Source organism: Micromonospora sp. KC213, assembly GCF_004348325.1.
In the GTDB taxonomy this organism is placed as follows: domain Bacteria; phylum Actinomycetota; class Actinomycetes; order Mycobacteriales; family Micromonosporaceae; genus Micromonospora.
In genome coordinates this window covers 12,379-32,629 of record NZ_SMKF01000053.1, presented here as the reverse complement: position 1 = coordinate 32,629, position 20,251 = coordinate 12,379, and the positions used below count along the sequence as shown (strand labels likewise).

The 20,251-nt window shown below is 70.5% G+C and carries 23 protein-coding genes and 2 pseudogenes; 14 read left to right on the top strand and 11 right to left on the bottom strand.

Annotated elements, in window-relative coordinates; genetic code table 11:
• Positions 1–36: 36 nt before the first annotated feature.
• Positions 37–864: an NAD(P)-dependent oxidoreductase gene (locus tag E1166_RS13680; protein WP_165944331.1), complete on the bottom strand. Its 828-nt coding sequence runs from the start codon at positions 862–864 to the stop codon at positions 37–39.
• An 80-nt stretch (positions 865–944) separates the two neighbouring features.
• On the opposite strand from E1166_RS13680, the gene E1166_RS13675 reads away from it, so the two are divergent.
• The 4 genes from E1166_RS13675 to E1166_RS13665 all read left to right on the top strand — a co-directional run bounded on the left by E1166_RS13675 (position 945) and on the right by E1166_RS13665 (position 4,314).
• Positions 945–1,862: a LysR substrate-binding domain-containing protein gene (locus E1166_RS13675; RefSeq protein WP_132338968.1), complete on the top strand. Its 918-nt coding sequence runs from the start codon at positions 945–947 to the stop codon at positions 1,860–1,862.
• A 65-nt stretch (positions 1,863–1,927) separates the two neighbouring features.
• A complete protein-coding gene (locus E1166_RS31990; RefSeq protein ID WP_243710336.1) occupies positions 1,928–2,146 on the top strand; it encodes a hypothetical protein in 219 nt (72 codons plus the stop codon).
• Positions 2,147–2,157: 11 nt separating this feature from the next.
• Positions 2,158–2,280 carry a hypothetical protein gene (locus E1166_RS32515; protein WP_279433220.1) on the top strand — a complete coding sequence of 41 codons (123 nt, stop codon included), beginning with the start codon at positions 2,158–2,160 and terminating at the stop codon, positions 2,278–2,280.
• Positions 2,281–2,415: 135 nt separating this feature from the next.
• Positions 2,416–4,314, top strand: a complete 1,899-nt coding sequence (locus E1166_RS13665) for an ABC transporter ATP-binding protein (RefSeq protein ID WP_132338966.1) — start codon at positions 2,416–2,418, stop codon at positions 4,312–4,314.
• Positions 4,315–4,514: 200 nt separating this feature from the next.
• Here the strand turns inward: E1166_RS13665 and E1166_RS13660 are convergent, their stop codons facing one another.
• Genes E1166_RS13660 through E1166_RS13650 form a run of 3 tightly spaced genes read right to left on the bottom strand, consistent with a single transcriptional unit; the run spans position 4,515 to position 6,814 of the window.
• Complete coding sequence (locus E1166_RS13660; protein ID WP_132338964.1) at positions 4,515–5,756, bottom strand: sigma-70 family RNA polymerase sigma factor; 1,242 nt, start codon at positions 5,754–5,756, stop codon at positions 4,515–4,517.
• Positions 5,753–6,124: a YciI family protein gene (locus E1166_RS13655; RefSeq protein ID WP_132338962.1), complete on the bottom strand. Its 372-nt coding sequence runs from the start codon at positions 6,122–6,124 to the stop codon at positions 5,753–5,755. The genes E1166_RS13660 and E1166_RS13655 overlap by 4 nt, the downstream gene beginning before the upstream one ends.
• A gap of 45 nt (positions 6,125–6,169) precedes the next feature.
• Positions 6,170–6,814, bottom strand: coding sequence for a DUF998 domain-containing protein (locus tag E1166_RS13650; RefSeq protein ID WP_132338960.1), 645 nt, complete (start codon positions 6,812–6,814; stop codon positions 6,170–6,172).
• A 154-nt stretch (positions 6,815–6,968) separates the two neighbouring features.
• Here E1166_RS13650 and E1166_RS13645 point away from each other — a divergent pair, with 154 nt between their 5' ends.
• Both E1166_RS13645 and E1166_RS13640 read left to right on the top strand, forming a co-directional pair.
• Positions 6,969–7,394: a hypothetical protein gene (locus E1166_RS13645; RefSeq protein ID WP_132338958.1), complete on the top strand. Its 426-nt coding sequence runs from the start codon at positions 6,969–6,971 to the stop codon at positions 7,392–7,394.
• Positions 7,395–7,543: 149 nt separating this feature from the next.
• Positions 7,544–8,115 (top strand): annotated as a pseudogene (locus E1166_RS13640) (MerR family transcriptional regulator); the annotation flags it as partial.
• Between the two features lie 328 nt (positions 8,116–8,443).
• On the opposite strand, the gene E1166_RS13635 reads toward E1166_RS13640, so the two are convergent.
• Both E1166_RS13635 and E1166_RS13630 read right to left on the bottom strand, forming a co-directional pair.
• Positions 8,444–8,920, bottom strand: coding sequence for a DUF1772 domain-containing protein (locus tag E1166_RS13635; RefSeq protein WP_132338954.1), 477 nt, complete (start codon positions 8,918–8,920; stop codon positions 8,444–8,446).
• Positions 8,921–9,052: 132 nt separating this feature from the next.
• Positions 9,053–10,036: an alpha/beta hydrolase gene (locus E1166_RS13630; protein WP_132338952.1), complete on the bottom strand. Its 984-nt coding sequence runs from the start codon at positions 10,034–10,036 to the stop codon at positions 9,053–9,055.
• A 151-nt stretch (positions 10,037–10,187) separates the two neighbouring features.
• On the opposite strand from E1166_RS13630, the gene E1166_RS13625 reads away from it, so the two are divergent.
• Positions 10,188–10,661, top strand: a complete 474-nt coding sequence (locus E1166_RS13625; RefSeq protein ID WP_243710334.1) for a TetR/AcrR family transcriptional regulator — start codon at positions 10,188–10,190, stop codon at positions 10,659–10,661.
• Positions 10,662–10,802: 141 nt separating this feature from the next.
• Here the strand turns inward: E1166_RS13625 and E1166_RS31985 are convergent.
• Positions 10,803–10,940 (bottom strand): annotated as a pseudogene (locus tag E1166_RS31985) (IS5/IS1182 family transposase); the annotation flags it as partial.
• A gap of 388 nt (positions 10,941–11,328) precedes the next feature.
• Between E1166_RS31985 and E1166_RS13620 the strand changes: the two are divergent.
• Complete coding sequence (locus E1166_RS13620; protein WP_243710333.1) at positions 11,329–11,997, top strand: recombinase family protein; 669 nt, start codon at positions 11,329–11,331, stop codon at positions 11,995–11,997.
• Between the two features lie 248 nt (positions 11,998–12,245).
• Here the strand turns inward: E1166_RS13620 and E1166_RS13615 are convergent, their stop codons facing one another.
• Together E1166_RS13615 and E1166_RS13610 are read right to left on the bottom strand one after the other, a co-directional pair.
• Positions 12,246–13,394: an FAD-dependent monooxygenase gene (locus E1166_RS13615; protein WP_132338948.1), complete on the bottom strand. Its 1,149-nt coding sequence runs from the start codon at positions 13,392–13,394 to the stop codon at positions 12,246–12,248.
• A gap of 35 nt (positions 13,395–13,429) precedes the next feature.
• Positions 13,430–14,428 carry an NAD-dependent epimerase/dehydratase family protein gene (locus E1166_RS13610; protein ID WP_132338946.1) on the bottom strand — a complete coding sequence of 333 codons (999 nt, stop codon included), beginning with the start codon at positions 14,426–14,428 and terminating at the stop codon, positions 13,430–13,432.
• A 275-nt stretch (positions 14,429–14,703) separates the two neighbouring features.
• On the opposite strand from E1166_RS13610, the gene E1166_RS13605 reads away from it, so the two are divergent.
• The 6 genes from E1166_RS13605 to E1166_RS13585 all read left to right on the top strand — a co-directional run bounded on the left by E1166_RS13605 (position 14,704) and on the right by E1166_RS13585 (position 17,939).
• Entirely contained in the window at positions 14,704–15,093 is a 390-nt protein-coding gene (locus tag E1166_RS13605) for a cupin domain-containing protein (RefSeq protein ID WP_132338944.1), read from the top strand.
• A 202-nt stretch (positions 15,094–15,295) separates the two neighbouring features.
• Positions 15,296–15,766: a MarR family transcriptional regulator gene (locus E1166_RS13600; protein ID WP_132338942.1), complete on the top strand. Its 471-nt coding sequence runs from the start codon at positions 15,296–15,298 to the stop codon at positions 15,764–15,766.
• 74 nt (positions 15,767–15,840) lie between these two features.
• Positions 15,841–16,254, top strand: coding sequence for a DUF6069 family protein (locus tag E1166_RS13595; RefSeq protein WP_132338940.1), 414 nt, complete (start codon positions 15,841–15,843; stop codon positions 16,252–16,254).
• Positions 16,255–16,382: 128 nt separating this feature from the next.
• A complete protein-coding gene (locus E1166_RS13590; protein WP_132338938.1) occupies positions 16,383–16,814 on the top strand; it encodes an Hsp20/alpha crystallin family protein in 432 nt (143 codons plus the stop codon).
• Positions 16,811–16,933, top strand: coding sequence for a hypothetical protein (locus E1166_RS32510; protein ID WP_279433219.1), 123 nt, complete (start codon positions 16,811–16,813; stop codon positions 16,931–16,933). Before E1166_RS13590 ends, E1166_RS32510 begins: the two co-directional genes overlap by 4 nt.
• 13 nt (positions 16,934–16,946) lie before the next feature.
• Complete coding sequence (locus E1166_RS13585; protein ID WP_132338936.1) at positions 16,947–17,939, top strand: tyrosine-type recombinase/integrase; 993 nt, start codon at positions 16,947–16,949, stop codon at positions 17,937–17,939.
• Positions 17,940–18,010: 71 nt separating this feature from the next.
• Here the strand turns inward: E1166_RS13585 and E1166_RS13580 are convergent, their stop codons facing one another.
• Both E1166_RS13580 and E1166_RS13575 read right to left on the bottom strand, forming a co-directional pair.
• Positions 18,011–18,445: a DUF6194 family protein gene (locus E1166_RS13580; protein ID WP_132338934.1), complete on the bottom strand. Its 435-nt coding sequence runs from the start codon at positions 18,443–18,445 to the stop codon at positions 18,011–18,013.
• Positions 18,446–18,536: 91 nt separating this feature from the next.
• Entirely contained in the window at positions 18,537–20,243 is a 1,707-nt protein-coding gene (locus E1166_RS13575; protein ID WP_132338932.1) for an acyl-CoA dehydrogenase family protein, read from the bottom strand.
• Positions 20,244–20,251: the final 8 nt, after the last annotated feature.

Below are 20,251 nucleotides of genomic sequence, written 5' to 3'. Positions count from 1 at the left end.
GGGCGGGGGTTCCGGCGGGGTTGTCCAAGATGATGCTCACGGCATTTCCCTTCGTACCAGACGGCTGATGTCGGCCTCGGCGAGACCGTGCGTGACATGGTGGCGCAGTTGCTGTGCGGTGGCGTGCAACGCCGGCGCGGCCCGCCCGGCGCGGGTGACGGCCCGCAGGGCCAGCTCGGCGTCCTTGTGCGCCAGCCTGATACCGAAGCGGGCCCCGGTCGCCTGGGTACGGGCAACGACCGCGCCCAGCGGTCCACGTGCCAGGGCTTCGAGGACCACCTCACGGGCGACCGCGGTGGCGTCGGCGACGGTGAGCGCCTCGGCGATCCCCACGACGGCCGTGGCCAACGCGGCGTTGACGGCGAGTTTGACCGCTGCCGCATCGCCCACGTCGCCCACCGGGTGGACGGAGCCGAGGTCGTGGAGCACCGTGGCGACCTCTTCCCACGGCCCACCGGCGAGGATCTGCACGGTGCCCGCCGCGACCGCGTCGGCGCTGCCGACCAGGGGCGCGTCGACGAAGGTCACCCCGGCAGGCAGCCGCGCCGCCACCTGCCGGGCCGCATCCGGTCCGACGGTCGAGGTCTCCACCACCACCTGAGCCGGGCGCAGGGCCGTGGCCCCACCGTCCGTACCGAACCAGACGGCGTCGGCCGCCTCGGCGTCCCGCAGACTCGTGATGATCACCTGGGCCTCCGCGACGGCGTGGGCAGGGGTGCCCGCGGGCGCGGCTCCGGCATGAACCAGGGAGGTGCAGCGGTGACCGGTTCGGTTCCACACCGTGACCCGATGACCCCGATCCAGTAGGCGTCGGGCGATTGCGGCACCCATGGCACCGGTGCCCAACACGGCGATGTGCGTCATGCCATCGACGCTAGGAGCGTTCAAGCCATCGAACAAGCGAATCTTGCTCATGGCAGCCATGCCCGTAGAACATGTCTGCCATGGAACTGACCCTGCTGCAAACCTTTCGGGAGGTGGTACGGCGAGGGTCGATCACCGCCGCCGCCTCCGCCCTGGGCTACACCCAGTCGGCCGTCTCCCGGCAGATGGGCCTGCTCGAACACGAGTTCGCGGCGCCGTTGCTGCATCGGCACGCCCGGGGCGTGGAACTCACCGAAGAGGGGCAGCGGTTGCTGGAACACGCCGAGGCGATCCTCGATCGGATGGACCGCACCCGCCGCGAACTGGCGGCTGTGCGGGCCGCCGAGACGGGCCAGCTCAGCATCGGGGCGTTCGCGACCGCCGGCGCCGCGCTGGTACCGCGCGCCCTGTCCGCGTTCCGCTCCACCCACCCCGCCGTCAGCGTGACCCTGGTCGAAGGGCCGACACCCCGCCTGCTGACCCGCCTGGCCGCCGCGGAGGCCGACCTTGTCATCGTCAGCACCCCGGCGCGACACCCGCCCGACCCGGGCAAGCTGTGCTGGCACCACCTCATGACCGACCGCCTCCTGGTCGCCATGGCCGGCACCCACCACCTGGCCGGCCGCCGCGCCCTCAGCCTTGCCGACCTCGCCGACGAACCCTGGATCGCCGGGCCCTCCGCCACCGACGCCACCCGAGCCCTCGCCCCCGCCGGCGGCTTCGCACCACGCATCGCCTTCACGGCATCGGACTGGACCACCAAGTTCGGTTTCGTGGCCTCGGGACTGGCCGTCACCGCGGTGCCCGCGATCGCCGCCAGCGCCGCGCCGCCCGACGTCACTCTGGTTCCCGTCACCGATGCGTGGGCGGCGGCACGCGACATCTTCGCGGTCACTGCCGGACGTCACCACGCCGCCCGGGACCACTTCCTGCCCGTTCTCGCCCGCACCGCCGCCGCCCTCGCGCACGGGCTCACGCCCGCGCCAGAGCCCGGCTGACCGTCCTCGACGGACCCGTCGAGAATTCGGTGGCTCCACCAGATCCGCCCACGGAGGATCACCGGATGGCGCTGCACCAGGACGAGGTTCCGGTCGACAAGAGCCGGTCGCTGCTGGCGGCCCAGTGCCCACAGTGGGCCGCCCTGCCGCTGTCACCAGCGCGTGCCGGCACGGACAACACCACGTACCGGCTCGGCGATGACCTTCTTGTGCGCGTACCGCGCACCCCCGACCGGGCTCTGGGCCTCGTCCCGGGTCTCCTTACGCGTACTGGAACGCCCTGAGCCTCGACGACGTGACCTGGACGCGGGCGCGGGCGATCGGGGTGGCGGTCAGCGGCATCTCCTACTACTGGCACACCTATCCCACGTTCGTCGCCGAGTGCCGGGCGCGGCTGCGCAACGTCGTCGGAAACTGAGCGGCGTCTCCGCACGAACTCGCCTAACCTCGCCAGGAGCACCCCGGCCAACCGACACGAAGAGGAGATCGATCATGAGGACGTCCGGCGGTTTCCCGGGTTCCCTGTCTGTCTCCGCCGCCAGAAAGGCACTTCGTGTTAGGTCTGTTCGAAAACCCTGTTGACCCCTTCCCGACCGACGACAACCGCACCCCGGCCGGCACCGTACGGCGGTTCCTCCTGACGGAACTGCGGCCGCTACGCCCGGTCGTGGCCGCGGCCGTCGCCACCACGATCCTGTGCGCCGCGATCGAGGTGTGGCTCATCGGGTACGCCGGCCGCCTGGTCGACACGCTCGCCGCCGGCAGCCCGGACACGCTCTGGGCCGACCACGGCACCGAACTGCTCCTCGTCGCCCTGGTGGTGCTCCTGGTCAGGCCACTGGTCAATGTGGTCGGCGAGGCGCTGGACGACATCGCGTTCCGCGCCAACGCCCGCCCGCTGGCCCGCTGGCGGGCACACCGGCACGTGTCCCGGCAGTCCGTCGGCTGGTTCCGCGACGACCTCGCCGGACGCATCGCCACCTGGGTCCGCGACGGCGGCGACGCTGCCAGCACCGCCGCGTACTCCGTCATCCACACGCTGGTGTTCGTGATCGCCTACATCGCCGGCTCGGTGTGGCTGATGTCCACCATCGACGTACGCCTGCTGCTGCCGCTGGGCGTCTGGATCCTGGCGTACGTGCTGCTCATGCGGTGGGCGGTGCCGCGCTACCGGCGCGCCTCCGAGCGGCTGCAGGACGCGGAGTCCGCGCTGACCGGCCTGCTCGTCGACTCGTACGCCAACGTCGACACCCTCGCGCTGCTCGGCGGCCAGGACTCCCGTACCGCGCACGACCGTCGGGTGTTCGCGCTGGCCCGGCGGGCGCACCTGGACCTGCAGCGGGTCGAGGTGACGATCAACAGCGGCATGATGGCGCTCGGCAGCGCGCTGCTCGTCGGGCTCGTCGGATACGGAATCGCGCTGTGGCGTACCGATGCCGCGCCGTTGGGTCTCGTCGCGGCCGCGCTGGCGCTCAGCTTCCGGATCACCGCGATGGCGGAGTGGCTGCTGGATGCCGTGTCGTCGCTGTTCGGGTCCGTCGGCGCGCTGCGGCGGGCGCTGCGGACCATCGCGCAACCGCTCGCGGTCGCCGACAAGCCGCAGGCGACCCGCCTGCGGCTGGGGAGCGGAGCCATCAGCTTCTCGCAGGTCAGCCACCACTACGGTCGGGACGGGGGTGGGCTCGACCGGCTGAGTCTCGACATCGCCGCCGGGGAGCGCGTCGGCGTCGTCGGCCGCTCCGGGGCGGGCAAGTCGACCCTGGTCGGTCTCCTGCTGCGGTTTCACGACGCGGAGTCCGGCACGATCACGATCGACGGCACCGACATCACGGACGTGACCCAGGAGAGCCTGCGCGATCAGATCGCCATGGTCGCCCAGGAGGCCACGCTGCTGCACCGCTCGGTCCGGGAGAACATCGCCGGTCCCGACGACGCCGACGACGCGCGGATCGAGGCGGCGCTGCGCCGGGCGTCCGCCGACGGATTCGTCGCGACGCTGCGGGACGCGGACGGCCGAACCGGCCTGGACGCGCACGTCGGCGAGCGCGGCGTTCGCCTCTCCGGTGGCCAGCGACAGCGGATCGCGCTGGCCCGCGCGTTCTACCGGGACGCACCGATCCTGGTCCTGGACGAGGCCACGTCCGCGCTGGACTCCGAGGCGGAGGCCGCCATCCACGACACGTTCGACGAGGTGATGGCCGGCCGCACCGTGATCGCGATCGCGCACCGGCTGTCCACCATCGCCCGCATGGACCGGATCGTGGTCCTCGACAGCGGCCGGATCGTCGAGCAGGGCACCCACGCCGAGCTGCGGGAACGTGGTGGGCTGTACGCGCAGCTGTGGTCGCGGCAGTCGGGCGGGTTCCTCGGCACCGGCGCCGATCGGGACGGCGCCCCCGTCCCGGCTGGCGTCCGCGACGCGGATCCCGACGGCCGCGTAGGTCGCGGCTGAGCACAGTCGGGCGCAGGTGCCGGCCTGCGCGACCGGTAGGGCTGCGGCGAGGGCGCTCGGTTGCTGGGGTTGGACAGGGTCTCTCGCCCCCCATGTGCTACCAAACGGACGGTATGCCCCAGCCGGGAGCAGACTGTGATCGATACCCTCCGGTCTCAGCGTTGTCTGCGGTCTGCAAGCCACACACAGGCCCTGCCGGGTCAGCCGAGCCGGTGGGCACGGTCGAGCAGGTACCGCCGCTCGACCTGGTTGTCGGTCAGGGAGGCCGCTTCGCGGTACAGGGTGGCTGCGCCGGCCGTGTCACCGGTCAGCTGGAGCAGGTGTGCGCGGACGACTCGTTCGCGTTGCCGGGTCAGTGGCTCCTGGTTCAGGCGGTACCGGCGGTTGAGGTCGTCCAGCAACGCGAGCCCTCGGGTTGGCCCGTACGCCTTGGCCACCGCGACGACCCGGCTCAGTCGTACCGGAGGGGTGGGGTTGAGTCGTTCCAGCCACAGGTAGAGCGCGGCGATCTGCGGCCAGTCGGTCTGCTCCGGCGACATGCTCGCCGCGTGGACGGCGGCGATCGCCGCCTGCAGTTGGTACGGGCCTATCTGCCGCCGCGGCCAGACGCCGTCGATCAGGGTGGTGCCTTCGCGGATCAGGTCGGTGTTCCACCGGGTACGGTCCTGTTCGTCCAGCGGCACCAGTTCGTCGTCGGGGCTGCTACGGGCGGTGTGCCGAGCCTCGGTGAGCAGCATCAGCGCGAGCAGCCCGGCCACCTCGGCGTCGTCGGGCAGGGCCTGCCGGAGCATGCGGGTCAGCCGGATCGCCTCCTGGGTGAGGTCGATGCGGGAGAGCGTCTCGCCGGTGGTGGCGGTGTAGCCCTCGTTGAAGATCAGGTAGAGCACGTGCATCACCGCGGTGATCCGGCTGGCCCGGTCGGCATCGGTGGGGGCGGTGAAGCGCGCGCCGGCACGGGCCAGGTGCTGTTTGGCGCGGCTGATCCGGGTACCCATGGTGGCCTCGGTCGTGCCGTAGGCGTGGGCGATCTCGTCGGTGGTCAGGCCGCCCACCGCACGCAGGGTGAGTGCCACCTGAGAGGGCAGGCTCAGCGCCGGGTGGCAGCACAACAGCAGCAGGGTGAGGCTGTCGTCGGTCTCCCGCGCCGGCTGGGCCTGGCGGGCCGGTTCCCGCATGGCCAGGTCGGCCGCTGCGGCGTGCTGCTCGCGGCGGCGCCGGGCCTGTTCGGAGCGCAGCAGGTCGACCAGTTTGCGGTAGCCGATCCGGATCAGCCAGCTGCGCGGGTTGTCCGGCACACCGTCGACCGGCCACATCTGGCTGGCGGCCAGCAGCGCCTCCTGTACCGCGTCCTCGGCGAGGTCGAAGCGGCCGAAGCGGCGTACCAGCGCGCCGAGCACCTGCGGCGCCTCGGTGCGCAGCAGGTGCTCGACGTCCGGGGTCACGCGGTGAAATCCTCACCCATGATCGGCCGGATCTCGATCGGCTCGCCGAGCACGTCGACGATCCTGGTGACGATCTCGACGGCTCGTTCGTGACTGGCCACGTCGATCACGGCGAAGCTGGCCAGGACCTCCTTGAGTTCGGCGAACGGTCCGTCGGTGGCCACCACCCCGTGCGAGGTCTTGCGGACAGTGGTGCTGACCGCCGGGTGGCCCAGGCCCTCGCTGGTGACGAACTCGCCGGTCGCGGTCAGTTCCTGCTCGAACTTCTGGTACGCGGCGAACGCGGCCAGGGCCTCCTCGGAGGGGGTGTCGGCGGTCGCGGCGTCCCAGGCCGCGGCCGGGGTGTAGCTGAGCAGCAGGTATTTCATCGTCGTCCTCTTGGTGATCGTTTCTCTCGGCTACGGTACGTCGCCTCACGCGGCGCGGCGCAGCCACAGGGCGAGGACGGTCGTCCAGGTGAAGGCGACCAGGCCGTTGACGGCGATCTGGATGCTCATGTGATCAGGTGACATGGGCAGCAGCAGGACCAGCGCGGCGGCCCCGTTCGCCACGGTGGGCAGCACGGCCCGGCGGCGTACGTGGCGGACGGTGAGCACGATGGCGGCGATGGCCAGCGCGGTGAAGGCGACGGCAGCCGCAGCCGAGTGCACGACGCTGTGCCAGGACATCTGGGCGGCCGGTCCGTCGGCAGTGCCGACCGGGAAGCCGTACTCCGGGTCCATGGTGAACACGCCGGCCGCGATCAGCCCGACGCCGAAGATTCCCACGAGAACCGGCAGCGCACGTCGACCGGTCCCGTCGGTGAGAGTGCGCTTGATCCCGAAGGCCAGCGCCAGTCCGCCGAGGCCGGCGAGCACGAAAGTGGCGATCTGGATCCAACCCAGATCGCCGGTGGCGAGCTGGCTGATCGGGTGCCGGGTGATGTCGAACCCCGCACGGGTGAGCATCTGGATGATCGCCGAGGCGAAGAACACCGGCCCGGCCAGGGCACCGGCCAGCAGCAGGCGCCCGGAGCGGCGGCGAACGGTGTGGGCGGCGGGAACAGCGATGGTGGCCATGGCTTCCTCCATTCGGTGGGCTTCTTGCCGCTACCTCGTGACCGACCCGGCGATCTCGACAGCCAATCTGTGTGGTCTGAGTCACAGGCAGTGGGTGTCAAGGGGCGGGGGTCGCTTCCGAGGTAGCGGCAAGCACCCACCGAATGGAGGACCAATGACTGACAATCCGCAGCCGAGCGCCGAACTGCAGGCCCTGAATCGCCTGGTCGGCACCTGGAAGGTGACCGGCGGTGCCGACGGGACCGTGCGGTACGAATGGATGCCCGGCCGGTTCTTCCTCCTGCAGCACGTCGAGCTCAGCCAGTACGGCCAGCCGGTCACCGGCCTGGAGGTGATCGGCAACCTGCGCCCGTTCGGTGAGCCCGCCAGCACAGACGTGGTCTCGCGTTTCTACGACGCCACCGGCAACACGTTCGACTACGTCTACGAACTCACCGGCGACACGCTCACCATCTGGGCCGGCGCCAAGGGCAGCCCCGCCTACTACCAAGGCACCTTCAATTCGGACGGCACCGCCGTCACCGGCGAATGGACCTACCCCGGCGGCGGCGGATACACCTGCACCATGACCCGGATCTGAGAGCATCGAACCGACGGCGGCCCGGCACGGCCGAAGAAAACGGTGTCCCTCGCGTAAACCAACAGGTCACCGCCTCTTCGGCTGCGGGCGGCGATGCTCACGTGCGAGCCGAATGCTCATGTTGACCTTCGCCTGGGGTAGGACCGAGCCTGGTTCGTGCCGGTCGTGGTGACTGCACGAGGAGGATGTCGACGTGCAGCAGCTGTGGACCATCGGGGCGTTCGCCCGAGCGGCCCGACTGACGCCGAAGGCGTTGCGTCTGTACGACGAGCTGGGACTGCTGCCGCCAGCCGCGGTCGATCCGGATTCCGGATACCGGCTCTACGACCCGCGGCAGCTGCCGCGGGCCGGACTGATCGCTGAGCTGCGTCGCATCGGCATGCCGCTGGCCGAGGTCCGTGCCGTGTGCGACCTGGAGCCGGCCGCAGCGGCCGAAGCTGTCCGGGCGTACTGGCGGCAGGTCAACGTCGACACGGCGCAACGCGGACGGCTGGCCGCACTTCTCGTCCACGACCTGTCCGCAAGGGGCGCCGCCATGTCCGAACCGAAACCCGCTCTCACCGTCCGCCACGCCGCCGGTTGCGACATCGGTGCCGGGCGTGACAGCAACGAAGACGCCGTGTACGCCAGTGAGCGGCTGCTGACTGTCGCCGACGGCATGCACGGACCCGGGGGCGCCGCTGCCAGCGCTGCGGTGATCGACGCCGTCAAACTGCTGGAACTTGCCGACGTGCCGACTGGTCGAGGTCTAGCGGCATCTCCGGCGCCGCCACCGCACGTCGAGTTCGGCTGAGACGGGGTGAGGAAGGCCGCCGGTCCGACCGGCCCGTTTTGGTCACCCGCAGAAGTCCGGTTCCGGGCGCTCGTCGGGGCGGACGTGGCTACCGTGGCCAGCGTCGTTGCGTTGTCGGCGAGAGCCACCCGCCGTCCCTTCCGATGCCCGCGGCAGAGACTGAGCCACGAACACCGGACCCCGGCGGTGACCCGCCGACTAGCCCACCACCAACACACCTAAACCCTCATCTACCAGGGTCTGAGACGGACGCGCGTCACGGTTCTCGACCTGGCGTGACGGTGGGTTGCAGGGCGAGGAGGGTGAGGAGGGCGAACGCGGTGACGGCGGTGACGGTACGGGCGTCGTTGAACAACTCCCAGCGGTGCAGGATCTCCGGGTGGTCGGCTGGTGCGGTGGTGGCAGCCCACTGCTTGATGTGAGCGTTGATCGGGACGTTTCCGAGCCGGGTAATCAGGAAGGAGGCGAGGGTTAGGAGTCCGGCCGTGCTGGCGAGGACGCGGGCACGGCCGCGTGCCAGTACGGCCAAGGCGAGAGTGCTGAGGGTCGAAACCGCCATCGCGCCTTGCACGGTGATTCCGTTTGTCTTCATCAGTTCGGTATGGAAGTCGAGCCGTAGCCCGAGCGGCACGGCGTTGAAGGTGGGGACCAGATTGGCCGCACCGTAGCTGAAGGCGCCGGCGAGCAAACCAGTGGACAGGAGAGAGACTCCTTGGACAATCCGGACGCGCATGGGTGATGCCTCCGTTGTGACTGTGGTCGTAGTGAAGGGGTCGGCCGGGCGGGCGCGCATCAGGCATGGTCGCCATGGCGGACGCAAGGGGAAGGGTGGACTGTTCCCTTGTTCCAGCAGCGACAGCGGTGGTCATCGCTCTGCTGTCACCGTCGAGCTCGTCGTCGGGCGCAAGTGGCCGCGCATGAAGGCGAGGATTTCGCGGCGTGCGGGGCGGGCGGCTGGGACCAGGCCGGGCGTACTGAGGAAGCCGTGGATGGCCTCCGGGTAGCAGGTCAGACGGACGTCGGTGCCGTCCGCGCGGAGCCGTTCGACGTATCGGCGCCCCTGGTCGTCTACCGGGTCCAGTTCGCCGGTGATGACCAGCGTCGGTGGCAGATCGGCGAGATTGTCGACCCTCACCGGAGACACGCTGCGCGGGTCGAGGGTTGGCGGCACGCTCAGCCGTCGGCTTGCGTGCAGCCGAGACAGGGAGAGCCCGGGGTTGCCGGCGTTCGCGGCGATCGACGGGTAGTCGGTCATGGTTTCGGACCAGTCCGTGGCCGGGTAGGTCAGCACCTGGGCGTGGAGCGGCGGGCCGTCCTTGCGGGCGCGCAGCGCGATGAGCGCGGCGAGCGTCCCGCCGGCGCTCTCGCCGAGGACCGCGACGGCCCCAGGGTCGATGCCCCAGCCGAAGGGGTCATCGGCCAGGCGGACGAGTGTGTCGTAGCCGTCCTCGATTGGCTCCGGCAGCGGGTGCTCCGGGGCGAGGCGGTACTCCACGGACACGACCACCGCTGGGCAGCGGGCCGCGAGGTGGCTGTTGAGCCAGTCGTTCTGCGCGGCGGTTCCCACGATGAAGCCTCCGCCGTGGAACGAGAGGATCAACGGCAGCCTCGGACCGGCGTTGTTCGGGCGGTGTACCCGCAGGTTCAGGCGGCGGCCCGGAAGGTTGATCGTGCGTTGCTCGATGCGAGCGCGACGGTCGGGCAGGCCGGTGATGATCCGCGCTGCGCGAGACGATCCCAGTCGATTGATCTTCTCGCGCACGGCGATCACCTGATCGTCGGTGAGTGCCTCCCAGTCCAGGGTGTCCCTGAGGATGACGCGGGCGCGCAGTGGGGCCTTGGCTCTCATGGAGTCCTCCAGGTCACTTACGCTACTGACGGTAGCGTAAGTGGCAGGATAGCCTATCCTGGTGCCCACCTCCTCCGTGGCGGCCTCGTCTGCGGCCGGGCGTCCTCGCTCGGACCTGAACGCGACCGTCTTCGCTGCCACATTGCGCTCGGTGCACGAGCTGGGTTATGCGGGCGCGACGATGGATCGAATCGCGGTGGCGGCGGGGGTCGCGAAGACGACGCTCTACCGTCGATGGCCCTCGAAGGGCGCGCTGATCGTCGACTGCCTCATTGACGCGTTTGGCCGGATGCCGTTCGACGGCGCCGATCGTGGCGAGGTCCTATCTTCGGGCATCCACTGGCTGGCGGCGAAGATCGGCGAACCCGGGGTTGGCGCAGCGCTTGCGGGCGTGTTCAGTGACGCCGTCAACGATCCGGCCCTGCGTGAGATCCTGTCCACCCGGCTGCAGGAGCCATACCGCCTCGCGCTCCAGGACGAATTAGGCGAGCCGCCGCACCGGATTCGGCTCCTCATGGACGTCGTCACCGGAACGCTCATCCACCGGATGGGCATGACCGGTGAGCCGATGGCCGACGCTGATGTCGCCGCACTGGCCGAGATGGTACTGCGCACATTTCGCTGACTTGCGCCGACACACCCTGGACCTGCCGTCAAACACATGACCAGCGCCCCAGGGCGCGCCGCTGACTCCGCGTCTGCCCGGCTGGCTCGGCCACGACCTGCAGGGTGAGCCGTAGCTGCTCGGCGGCCCAGTAGCGAGGTGACCGGCATAGCCGGAGCCGGCCCAGACCAGCCGGATGCTCGGGAAACACGAGCGAACGGCCCGCAGCAGCGGCCGGGCGCCATCGCGGTCTTGCATGTCTGCACCGGTGACCAGGACCGCGAGCAGAAGTCCGCACGTGCCGACCGCCGAGTGCCGAGATTACTGTATTACTGGTAATAGCAATCCAGTAATGAAGGTGGACATAGCGGGCATAACGGAGAGGCACCATAATGTCTGTTCTGTTGTAACGGCGCTGATGCCGTCCAGTGGCGGTGTCCGTCCCGGCTGCAGCTGGCACGTTCTCGCGCAACTGATACGCCGGACCACCGGCCCGACAAACGGCCCACCCGACCTGATGAAGGCGCTTGAGGACTAACGTTCGGGAAAGTCGCGCTAACGGTGATCTTGGTTCGCATTGAGATGTCCCGGAAACGAGGCCACCAAGATCCAATCCGTCCCGAAAGTCGTCCCGCAACTTGGCGCGTCGCCGCCACCCTTTCAGGACGTTTCCGGGACGATGCTTGCCATGACAATCGCCGCCCGCTCCTCCGCCGACGCGGCGCTGCCGCACAACCGGATCCGCGTCGGTTACGCCCGCGCCTCCACCCGCGGTCAGGACCACCGGGCCCAACTCGACGCCCTGGCCGCCGCGCACTGCCGTGAGGTCGTCGTGGAGACCGCCAGCACCCGCGCCGAACGGCCGAAGTTGCGTGCGGCCCTCGACCGACTCCAGCCCGGCGACACCCTCGTGATCTACAAGCCCGACCGGCTCGCCCGATCCATGAAGGAGCTGCTGGTCTTCGTCGAAGACGAGTTGCACGCCCGGGGTGTCGTCCTGGAGATCCTGACCGGCGTGTGCGCCGGTATCCACCGGCCCGACGGCGCCGGCCTGGCCGACCGGCTACTGTTCGCCGTGGCCGCCCTCGCGGCGGAGATGGAACGTGAGCTGATCCGCGAACGTACCCTCGACGGGCTGCGGGCCGCTGCCGCCGCCGGTCGCCGTGGCGGGCGGCCGGTCGCGCTTACCGCCGACCAGCTCGACATCGCCCGCGCCCGCCAGGCCCGCGGCGAGTCGGTCACCGCCATCGCCGTCCACCTCGGTGTCGGGCGTTCGACTCTGTACCGGGCCCTGCAAGCCGACGACGGCACGACTGCAGGCTCTCACGGCTCGGTGGATCTGACGCGAGCAGAATGATGGCGGCGACTCGCATCTGATGCGACTTCTTCGCATCAGATGCGAGCGGTGAACTCGGCATCCTTCCCCAACCCCCGCCACGTCATCCCCCGGGCCACCAACGTCAGACACGGTCGCCCCCGCTTCGCACGTCTACCGAAGAAGATCAACTGCAGTTGTTTTTTGCCCGGAAACTACGGCGGGCCCTCCTCCGGAACTCGATGACCGGGGGGATTCGTGGGCTCGTCGGAGGTGAGCCCACGGGGTGGTCAGCCCTTGATGAAGCGTCGGGCCATGTAGCGGCGTACCGGCGGCAGGGCCGCCAGACGTAGTGGCAGTTGGCTCAGCCACAGGGCGACGGGGTTGGCGGGGGCGTAGACGCTTTTCACCCGCCGGCCGAGCTTCTGTTTGCGTTCCACCTCAGGGCGTAGTTCGGCCTCCCACCAGGTCAGGGCGGCGTGAAGGTCGCTGGGGTTGTCCCGTAGTGCCGTGCCGAGGAGGTCGGCTCCGCCGACGGCGAGCGCCGAGCCGTATCCGGCGAAGAGGGTGACGCACCAGGCGGCGTCGCCGAGCAGGACGACGCGGCCGCGGCTCAACCAGTCTACCACCATTTGGCTGATGGTGTCGAAGTAGATCGACTCGGCGGTCTTCATCCCGGCGAGCACTTCGGGGACCACCCAGCCCATGTCGCCGTAGACCTGGGGCAGTACCTTGTGCGGGCCCTCCGCCGGGTCGCCGAGGTTGCGGTCGGTTCGGTAGCCGAAGAAGGCGACGTTTCGGCCGTCGCCGACGCTGATGACGGCGATGGTACGGCCGTCGGTGGAGAGTGTGCCGGTGGTGCCTTCGGTGATGGCGGCGGGCCGCTTGTCGAGCATGTAGACGGCGACCATGTGGTCGAGGTCCAGGCGGTAGTTCTCCTCGGGGCCGAAGACCAGTGCGCGGGTGGTGGAGTGCAGCCCGTCCGCGCCGATGAGCAGGTCGGCGTGTTCGACGGTTCCGTCGCTGAGGGTCACGTGGACGGCCGTGTCGTCCTGGTCGACGGCGGTGATGGTGGTCCCGAAGCGGATCGGGGTGTTGTCGTGGACCTGCTCGTAGAGGACGGCTTCGATGTCGCCGCGGAGGATGTTCATCGAGCGGCTGCCCATGGTGGCGGCGATGGCTTCCCGGGTCAGGGAGAAACGCCGCTGGCCGTTGGGTTTGTGGTAGACCAGCTCGTTGGTGATGAAGGCTTTGGCTTGCAGCGCGGGCAGGATCCCCATGCGCTCGGCGGCGTCGTAGCCGATGCCGCCGAAGGTGACCGCGTAGCCGCCGCGACGGTGGGGGGCGCGTTCGATGATGAGGCTTTCCCAGCCGATCTGGCGTAGGCGTAGAGCGGCGGCGAGGCCGGCGATGCCGGCTCCGATGATGATGGCACGCATGATCGCTCCTTGTTTGGTGGTGGTCTCGGACCGGGTCAGAGCCGGTCGAGAAGACGCTGTTCGGTGGCGGGGTCGAGCCAGGTGTCCGGCGACGGGGCGTCGGGACGGGGGACGGGGTCGCCTTCGGTCTGAAGCCAGGCCCAGGTGTCGGCGAGTGTGTCCCGCAGTGGTCGGCAGGTCAGTCCGGCGTTGAAGGCTGCGGTGACGTCGGCGTCGTGCATGCCGGTCGGTGTGGGGTCGTGCGGGAAGCAGATCCCGAACTCCATGCCCAGCGGCAGGTTGTCTGCGGCCAGAGCCTCCGCAGGTGCCCACACCAGCTCGGCGTCGGATCCGATCACCTCACGGGCTGTCTCCAGCAGCTTCCCGATGGTCACGGCACCGGGACGGCCGGTCACGGTGAAGGCACCGCCGATACCCTGTTCGGCGGCCGACAGCATCCAGGCCGCCATGTCGCGGGCATCGATGTACTGCAGCGGCGTGTCGGCCGGTCCCGGGGCCAGGACCCGGCCGCCCCGCTCCAACCGGCGCATCCACCACGGGATACGGCCGACGTCCTCGTACGGGCCCAGGATCATTCCCGCCCGGGCGAGCAGTGCCCGTTCTCCGAACGCTTCGATGACGGCCAGTTCGCCGCCACGCTTGGCGGCAGCGTAGTCGGCACTGTCCTCGCTGGACGGATCGCCGTCGACCAGCGGCGCGTGTTCGTTCGCGCAGGCCGGCCACGGCCAACGGTGGACTCCACGACTGGAGACGTAGCCGTAGTGGCGGGCGCGGTCGGCCAGCAGGCGCGCGCTGTCTTGGACCATCCGGGGTGCCCAGGCCCAGGTGTCGATGACGGCGTCCCATTCCTCATCTGCCAACGCCGTCCGCACGGCCAGGGGATCGGTACGGTCAGCCAGCAACGACCGCGTGCCGGGCGTTGGAGGACGGCTGATGCCACGGTTGAGCGTGGTCACCTCGTCACCCCGGTCGAGCGCGGTCTCCACGACAGCTCGCCCCACATGGTGGGTGCCGTCGAGTACGAGCAGCTTCATGACGCTCCCCCATGAACGGATGGCGGGATCACCGACGTGGCCCCGGTGGGAAAAGATCGGAAATCAGCATGATCGCCACGCCGAGCAGATCGCCTACGACAAGGGACAGCCGGCGATGTGGCGGGCAAAGCGACGCCTCGACCTGGTCAGCCTCGGTCCTCGAATCGCGTGTGGGACACAGGCATGCCGAGGCGGCAAGCTCACGGGATCACGGATTGGTGCATCACGGACGTCATCTCCTCATCGTGGTTGCCGGGCCGCGGCATGATGGGCCGGTGAGCGACGAACCTATCGATGTGGCGACCGCCCTGTCCGCGTTCGACGAACTGTGGAGCCCACGGATCGTGACTCGGGTCAACGACTACGACGTGCGGATCGCCAAGGTGGCTGGTGAGCACGTATGGCACGCCCATGACCACACCGACGAGTTCTTCCTGGTCCTTGACGGGGAACTGCGCATCGCGCTGCGGCAGGGTGGCCGGGAGCGGACGGTGGTGCTGCGCCGGGGTGCGGTGTACGTGGTACCGCGTGGGGTGGAGCACCGGCCGTCCTCGGTGGACGGCGCGTCGATTTTGATGTTCGAACCGTCGGGCACTCTTACGGTGGGCGACCGGCACGAACAGGTGCCCGAGCACGTCGACGTCACCACCGGGCACCCTCTCTGAGACCACCACGCCTCGTGCGCCGGCGTTCGTGCCGGCCGGTCGTGAGGCGGCGGGTGCGGTCGCAGGGGCGACCGCCATCCGACGCGGCCGCTGCCACGACGGTGGCTTTTCACCGGTGCGCCGGCATCCGTCGGCGGGCCGGTGCCCGGATCGGTTGATCGAGGAACGATCCGCGCGGAGACGATCTTGTTAGCCTTCGTAGATGACCTCGTGTGCCCCGGGCGGTGGCCCCGACCTGATGTTTCTGCTCTCGTGGGCGAGTAACGCCCTGTTGGTCGAGCACGCCGCCGGGGTGGCGCAGGTGGGCATTTCCCCACGCGCGCACTGCGTGCTGCTCAAGGCGCGTCCGGGTGGTTTGACCCAGCGTCAGATCGGTGATCTGTGCGGCATCGACAAGACGACCATGGTTGTCACGCTGGACCAGTTGGAGGCGGCCGGTCTGGTGCGTCGTCGTCCGTCGCCGACGGATCGCCGGGCGCGGCTGGTGGAGGTCACCGCCGAGGGTGAGCGGGTGCTCGACCGGGCTCAGGAGATCGCCGCCGGGATCCAGCGTGACGTGCTGTCGACGCTGCCCGAGGTTGACCGTGAGGTGTTCCTGCGGTCGATCACCAGTCTGGTCACCGGTCGGCTCGCCGGGGGTGGGTGCGGCCCGGGGAGCCGACCGGCCCACTAGTTCGGACTCAGATAGTCTCGGACGGGACTATCTGGTACGGTCGCATGTGTTCCCCCATCGACCGAGGAGTACGCATGACCGCGACCGCGCAGCCCGCCACCACCAACCCGTCCCTGCGTCGCCGCGCCCTCGGCGTGGCCGCCGCCGTCCTGGCTCCCGCGCTCGTCTGGGTGCTCGGCGCGGTCGTCGGGGTCGATTACACCGTCCAGAATCCCGACCAGCCGGCCTTCGTGGTCGGTCTCGCCCCGGTGCTGATCTTCTCCCTCGGCTCGGCGCTGGTGGGTTGGCTGGGGCTGGCCGCCCTGGAGCGCCTGACCCGCCGGCACGCCCCCGCGGTCTGGACCGCCCTCGCCGTGGTGTTGACCCTGCTCTCCCTTGTTCCGGTGGTCGCCACCGAGGCCAGCGTCGGCGCGAAGGTCGCGCTGGGCGTCATGCACCTGGCCGTGGCAGCGCCGCTGGTCGTGCTGCTGCCCGCCCGCTCGCGCTGAACCCCGCACGCGAAGCATCGCCCGTCGGGTTGACGACGGCCGTCGTGCGCGCTACTACTGAAGAGGAAGTTGAGTCACCCTGGCTCAACCCGAGAACCTTCGGCCCGAGGAACCGAGGAGGCACCACAATGCTGATGCGTACCGACCCCTTCCGTGAGATCGACCGGATCGCCGAGCAGTTCTTCGGCAGCACGAGCCGGCCGGCCATGATGCACATGGACGCCTACCGCGACGGCGACCACTTCTACGCCGCCTTCGACCTGCCCGGCGTCGACCCGGACAGCATCGACTGCACCGTCGAGCGCAACGTGCTGACCGTACGCGCCGAGCGCCGTCGCCCCACCGGCGACAAGGTCGAACTGGTCGCCGCCGAGCGTCCGATGGGCACCTTCAGCCGGCAACTCTTCCTCGGCGACACCCTCGACACCGACCGCCTGGAAGCCGGCTACGACAACGGGGTGCTGACGCTGCGCATCCCGGTCGCGGAGCGGGCCAAGCCACGTCGGGTCACCATCACCGCAGGCAGTAACGGTAACGGTCACAAGCAGCTCACCGCGTGACCACCACCGTACGGCGGCGGGAGCCCGACATGCTCCCGCCGCCGACGCCATTCCCGGACGACGATGCCGCCTGGATCATCGCTTGGGCGCGCCTCGTGGTGCAACGCCAGCCCACCTGAGAACCTTTCTCGCATGTCTTCGGACCTTGTCCTGCCCGTCACCGCGGCCCGGCCCGCGCTGCCCCACGCCCCGACCGACTTCACCGAGGCGTGGCTGCGCAACCGGCGGCTGTCGGACCACACCCGCGACGCCTACCGGCGGGACATCGCCGGCTGGCTGGCCTGGTGCGCCGGGCGGGCACTGGATCCGCTGACCGCCAACTTCCTCGACGTCAACACCTACGCCCGCCAACTGGAGTCCACCCTGGCCGGACGCACCGGCCGCCCACTGACCCCGGCGACCGTCGCCCGTAAGCTGTCCGCCCTGTCCAGCTGGTACGAGTTCCTGGTCAAGCTGCGGGCGGTCGAGGCGAACCCGGTCTCCGGCGCGGACCGACCCCGCGTCGACCGGGACCACTCGGCCACCGTCGGACTGACCCCGGACGAGGTGGACGCCCTGCTGGCCGCCGCCGAGGCCGACACCGGCCCGACCGCCGCGCGTAACCGGGCCGCGATCGCCCTGCTGGCCGACCTCGGTCTGCGGGTCGGGGAACTGGTCTCCCTCGACCTGGCCGATCTCGGAGCCGAGCGGGGGCATCGCAGCGTGCGGTTCGTCGGTAAGGGCGGCAAGCCACGCCGGCGGGCGCTCACCCCCGGCACCGCGTACGCCCTCGACGCGTACCTGGCCGCCCGGTCCGCCGCCCAGGGGGTGCCGGTGCAGCAGCTCACCGGGCCGCTGCTGGTCACCGCGACCGGGGCGCGACTGGACCGGCACTCGGTGTTCCGGCTGGTCCGCCGCCTCGCCCGCACCGCCGGGATCCCGGCGGCGGCGAAGCTGTCGCCGCACTCGCTGCGGCACGCCTTCGCCACCACCGCCCGAGCCGAGGGAGTGCCGTTGGAGGACGTGCAGGACGCGATGGGCCACGCCGACCCGCGCACCACCCGCCGCTACGACCGGGACCGGCACAACCTCGACCGCGACCCGGCGTACGTCATCTGGGCGGCCCGCGCCCGCCGCCGCGGCTGACGACCAACGGCGGTCCCGGTTACCGCCAGCCAACCGGAGAACACCGAACACCGGGGTCGCGGCCGGCAGGTTCAGGATGACCGCCGGCGGTGGTTGTCGTACTTGCGGACGGCGAAGTCGTACGCCTCGTCCAGCAGGCCCCCGATCAGGGCCTCGGTGCCGTCACCCGGGTTCACCACGCACACCCAGTGCTGCGGCGCGTAGATCGGGTGCGGCAGCAGTGCGTCGACGACACGGTGGTCCACGTCGGCCGGCACGGTCGGGAACAGTTGCGCGTACCGGGCCTTGGGCAGGCCGATGTTCAGTCGCCACGCACCCGGCCGGTCCAGGGCCGAGAAGCTGTCGTACTCGTGGTCGCCGGTGACGATCGTGGCGAACGGCATCCGCCGCGCGTCGGGCAGGTCCCGCTGCGGGTCGTAGATGAAAAAGGTGTCGCCGTGGGCCTCGGGCGCGTCGACCCCGGCGAAGGTGGCGCGGATGTGGCGGATCATCTCCTCGGCAGTCATGCCTCAATTTTTTCATGGAAGCTCCTTGTGAAACCTGACCCGTGAGCCGCGCCCTGATCCCGGGTCAACCCTCCAATGCGGTGGTAGCCGGTCAGGTCAGCGTGTCGAGGTGTTCGTGGGCGCCGGCGGCAATGTCCTCGTGACGCAGCCACCGCCGCGCCCACAGCCGGGCGGCCACCTCGGCCTGCTCGTCGCCCCACGCGGCCTGCTCCACCAGCAACGCCGCGGCCAGCGCGTACGCCATCCGCAGCGCCAACCCGCGCGCCCCGGCGACCACCGCGACCGCCCCCGGGTCGGCGCTGACCTCGGCGAGCGCGGCACGTAGCTCCCGGGTCGCCGAGGCGAGGGTGTCGGCCAACGCCGGGGACAGCCGGCGGGCCAGGTCGCCGGCTGCGCTGAGGCGACGCAGTAGCGGCGTGCCGGCGTCCTTGCGGGCCACCGCGCGCAGCACGTCCACCGCGAGCACGTTGGTGGTGCCTTCCCAGATCGGCAGCACCTGCGCGTCGCGCAGTAGCCGGGGCACGCCGGTGTCCTCGACGTATCCGGCGCCGCCGAAGGCCTCCACGTACTCGCTGGCCGAGGCCACGGCGAGCCGGCCGGTGGCGAGTTTGGCCAGCGGCGCGACCACCCGCAGTTCGGCGGCGGCGACCGGGTCGGCACCCACCTCCACCCGGCCGAGCAACGCGAACGCGTGACCGGCGAGCACGAACGCGCCGGCCGCGTCCACGGCCAGAGCACCCAGGGTGGCCCGGTGCAGCGGGTTGTCCGCCAGCAGCCCGCCGGCCACCTGTCGCGCCCGCGCGTACGCCAAAGCCTGAGCCAGGCCACGTCGCATGCCGCTGGCGGCGGCGTTGGCGTTGTGCACCCGGGTCACCACCACCAGGGTCATCGCCCGGGCCAGGCCGGGCACCGCCGGATCACCCAACGGCACCGCGTACGCGTCGCGCAGCCCGACCTCGGCGGTGGGCAGCGCCACCGTGCCCAGCTTGTCCTTGAGCCGGTGCACGGTGACCCCGGGGGCGGGGGCGTCCGCCGCCACGGCGGCCCCCGACAGGGGCGAGTCAGCGGCGTAGCGGGGGACCAGGAACGGCGCGAGCACCCGGCTTCCCCGACCGGCGCCCTCGGGACGCGCCAGCGCCACCGCGACCGGCGCGTCGACGGCGGAGCAGAACCACTTCTCACCGGTCAGTCGCCACGACCCGTCGGCGGCGGGCCGGCCGGTGGTGACGGACCGGGACAGGTCCGAGCCGCCCTGCGACTCGGTCATCCACTGCCCGGACACGATCGCGGTGTCCGGATCAATGGAGGTCAACCGGGACAGCCAGGTATCGCGGACGCCCGCGTCGACCTCTGGCCGGCTCAGCAGCGCCGCCGCGCCGTCGGCCATCGCCACCGGGCAGGAGAAGGTCGCCGACTCCGGGGCGTACATGTGCAGCAGGGCGTGCTGCACGACCCGGGCCGCCGCCCCCCACGTGCCGCGCGCGGACTCCAGGTAGGGCAGCGCGACCACGGCGTGCCGGGCGGCGGCGGTACGTTGGGTGCGCCAGCCGGGGGAGGTGTCGATCCGGTCGACCCGCGCACCCCACGGGTCGAAGCGGACCAGAACGGGCGGGTGCGCCTCGGCGTCGGCGTGCGCGGCGCGCAGCGGACCGGTCACGTCGCCGGCCAGGGCGACCAGCCGGTCCCGGGCGGCGGCGTGTCCGTCCGGTCCGAGCTGCCGCTGCAGCCAGGATCGCAGCAGCCGGTCGTCGGCGTACGGGTCGTCGCGGGCGGGTGCCGGCTGCACGTAACGGCTCATCCGTCGCT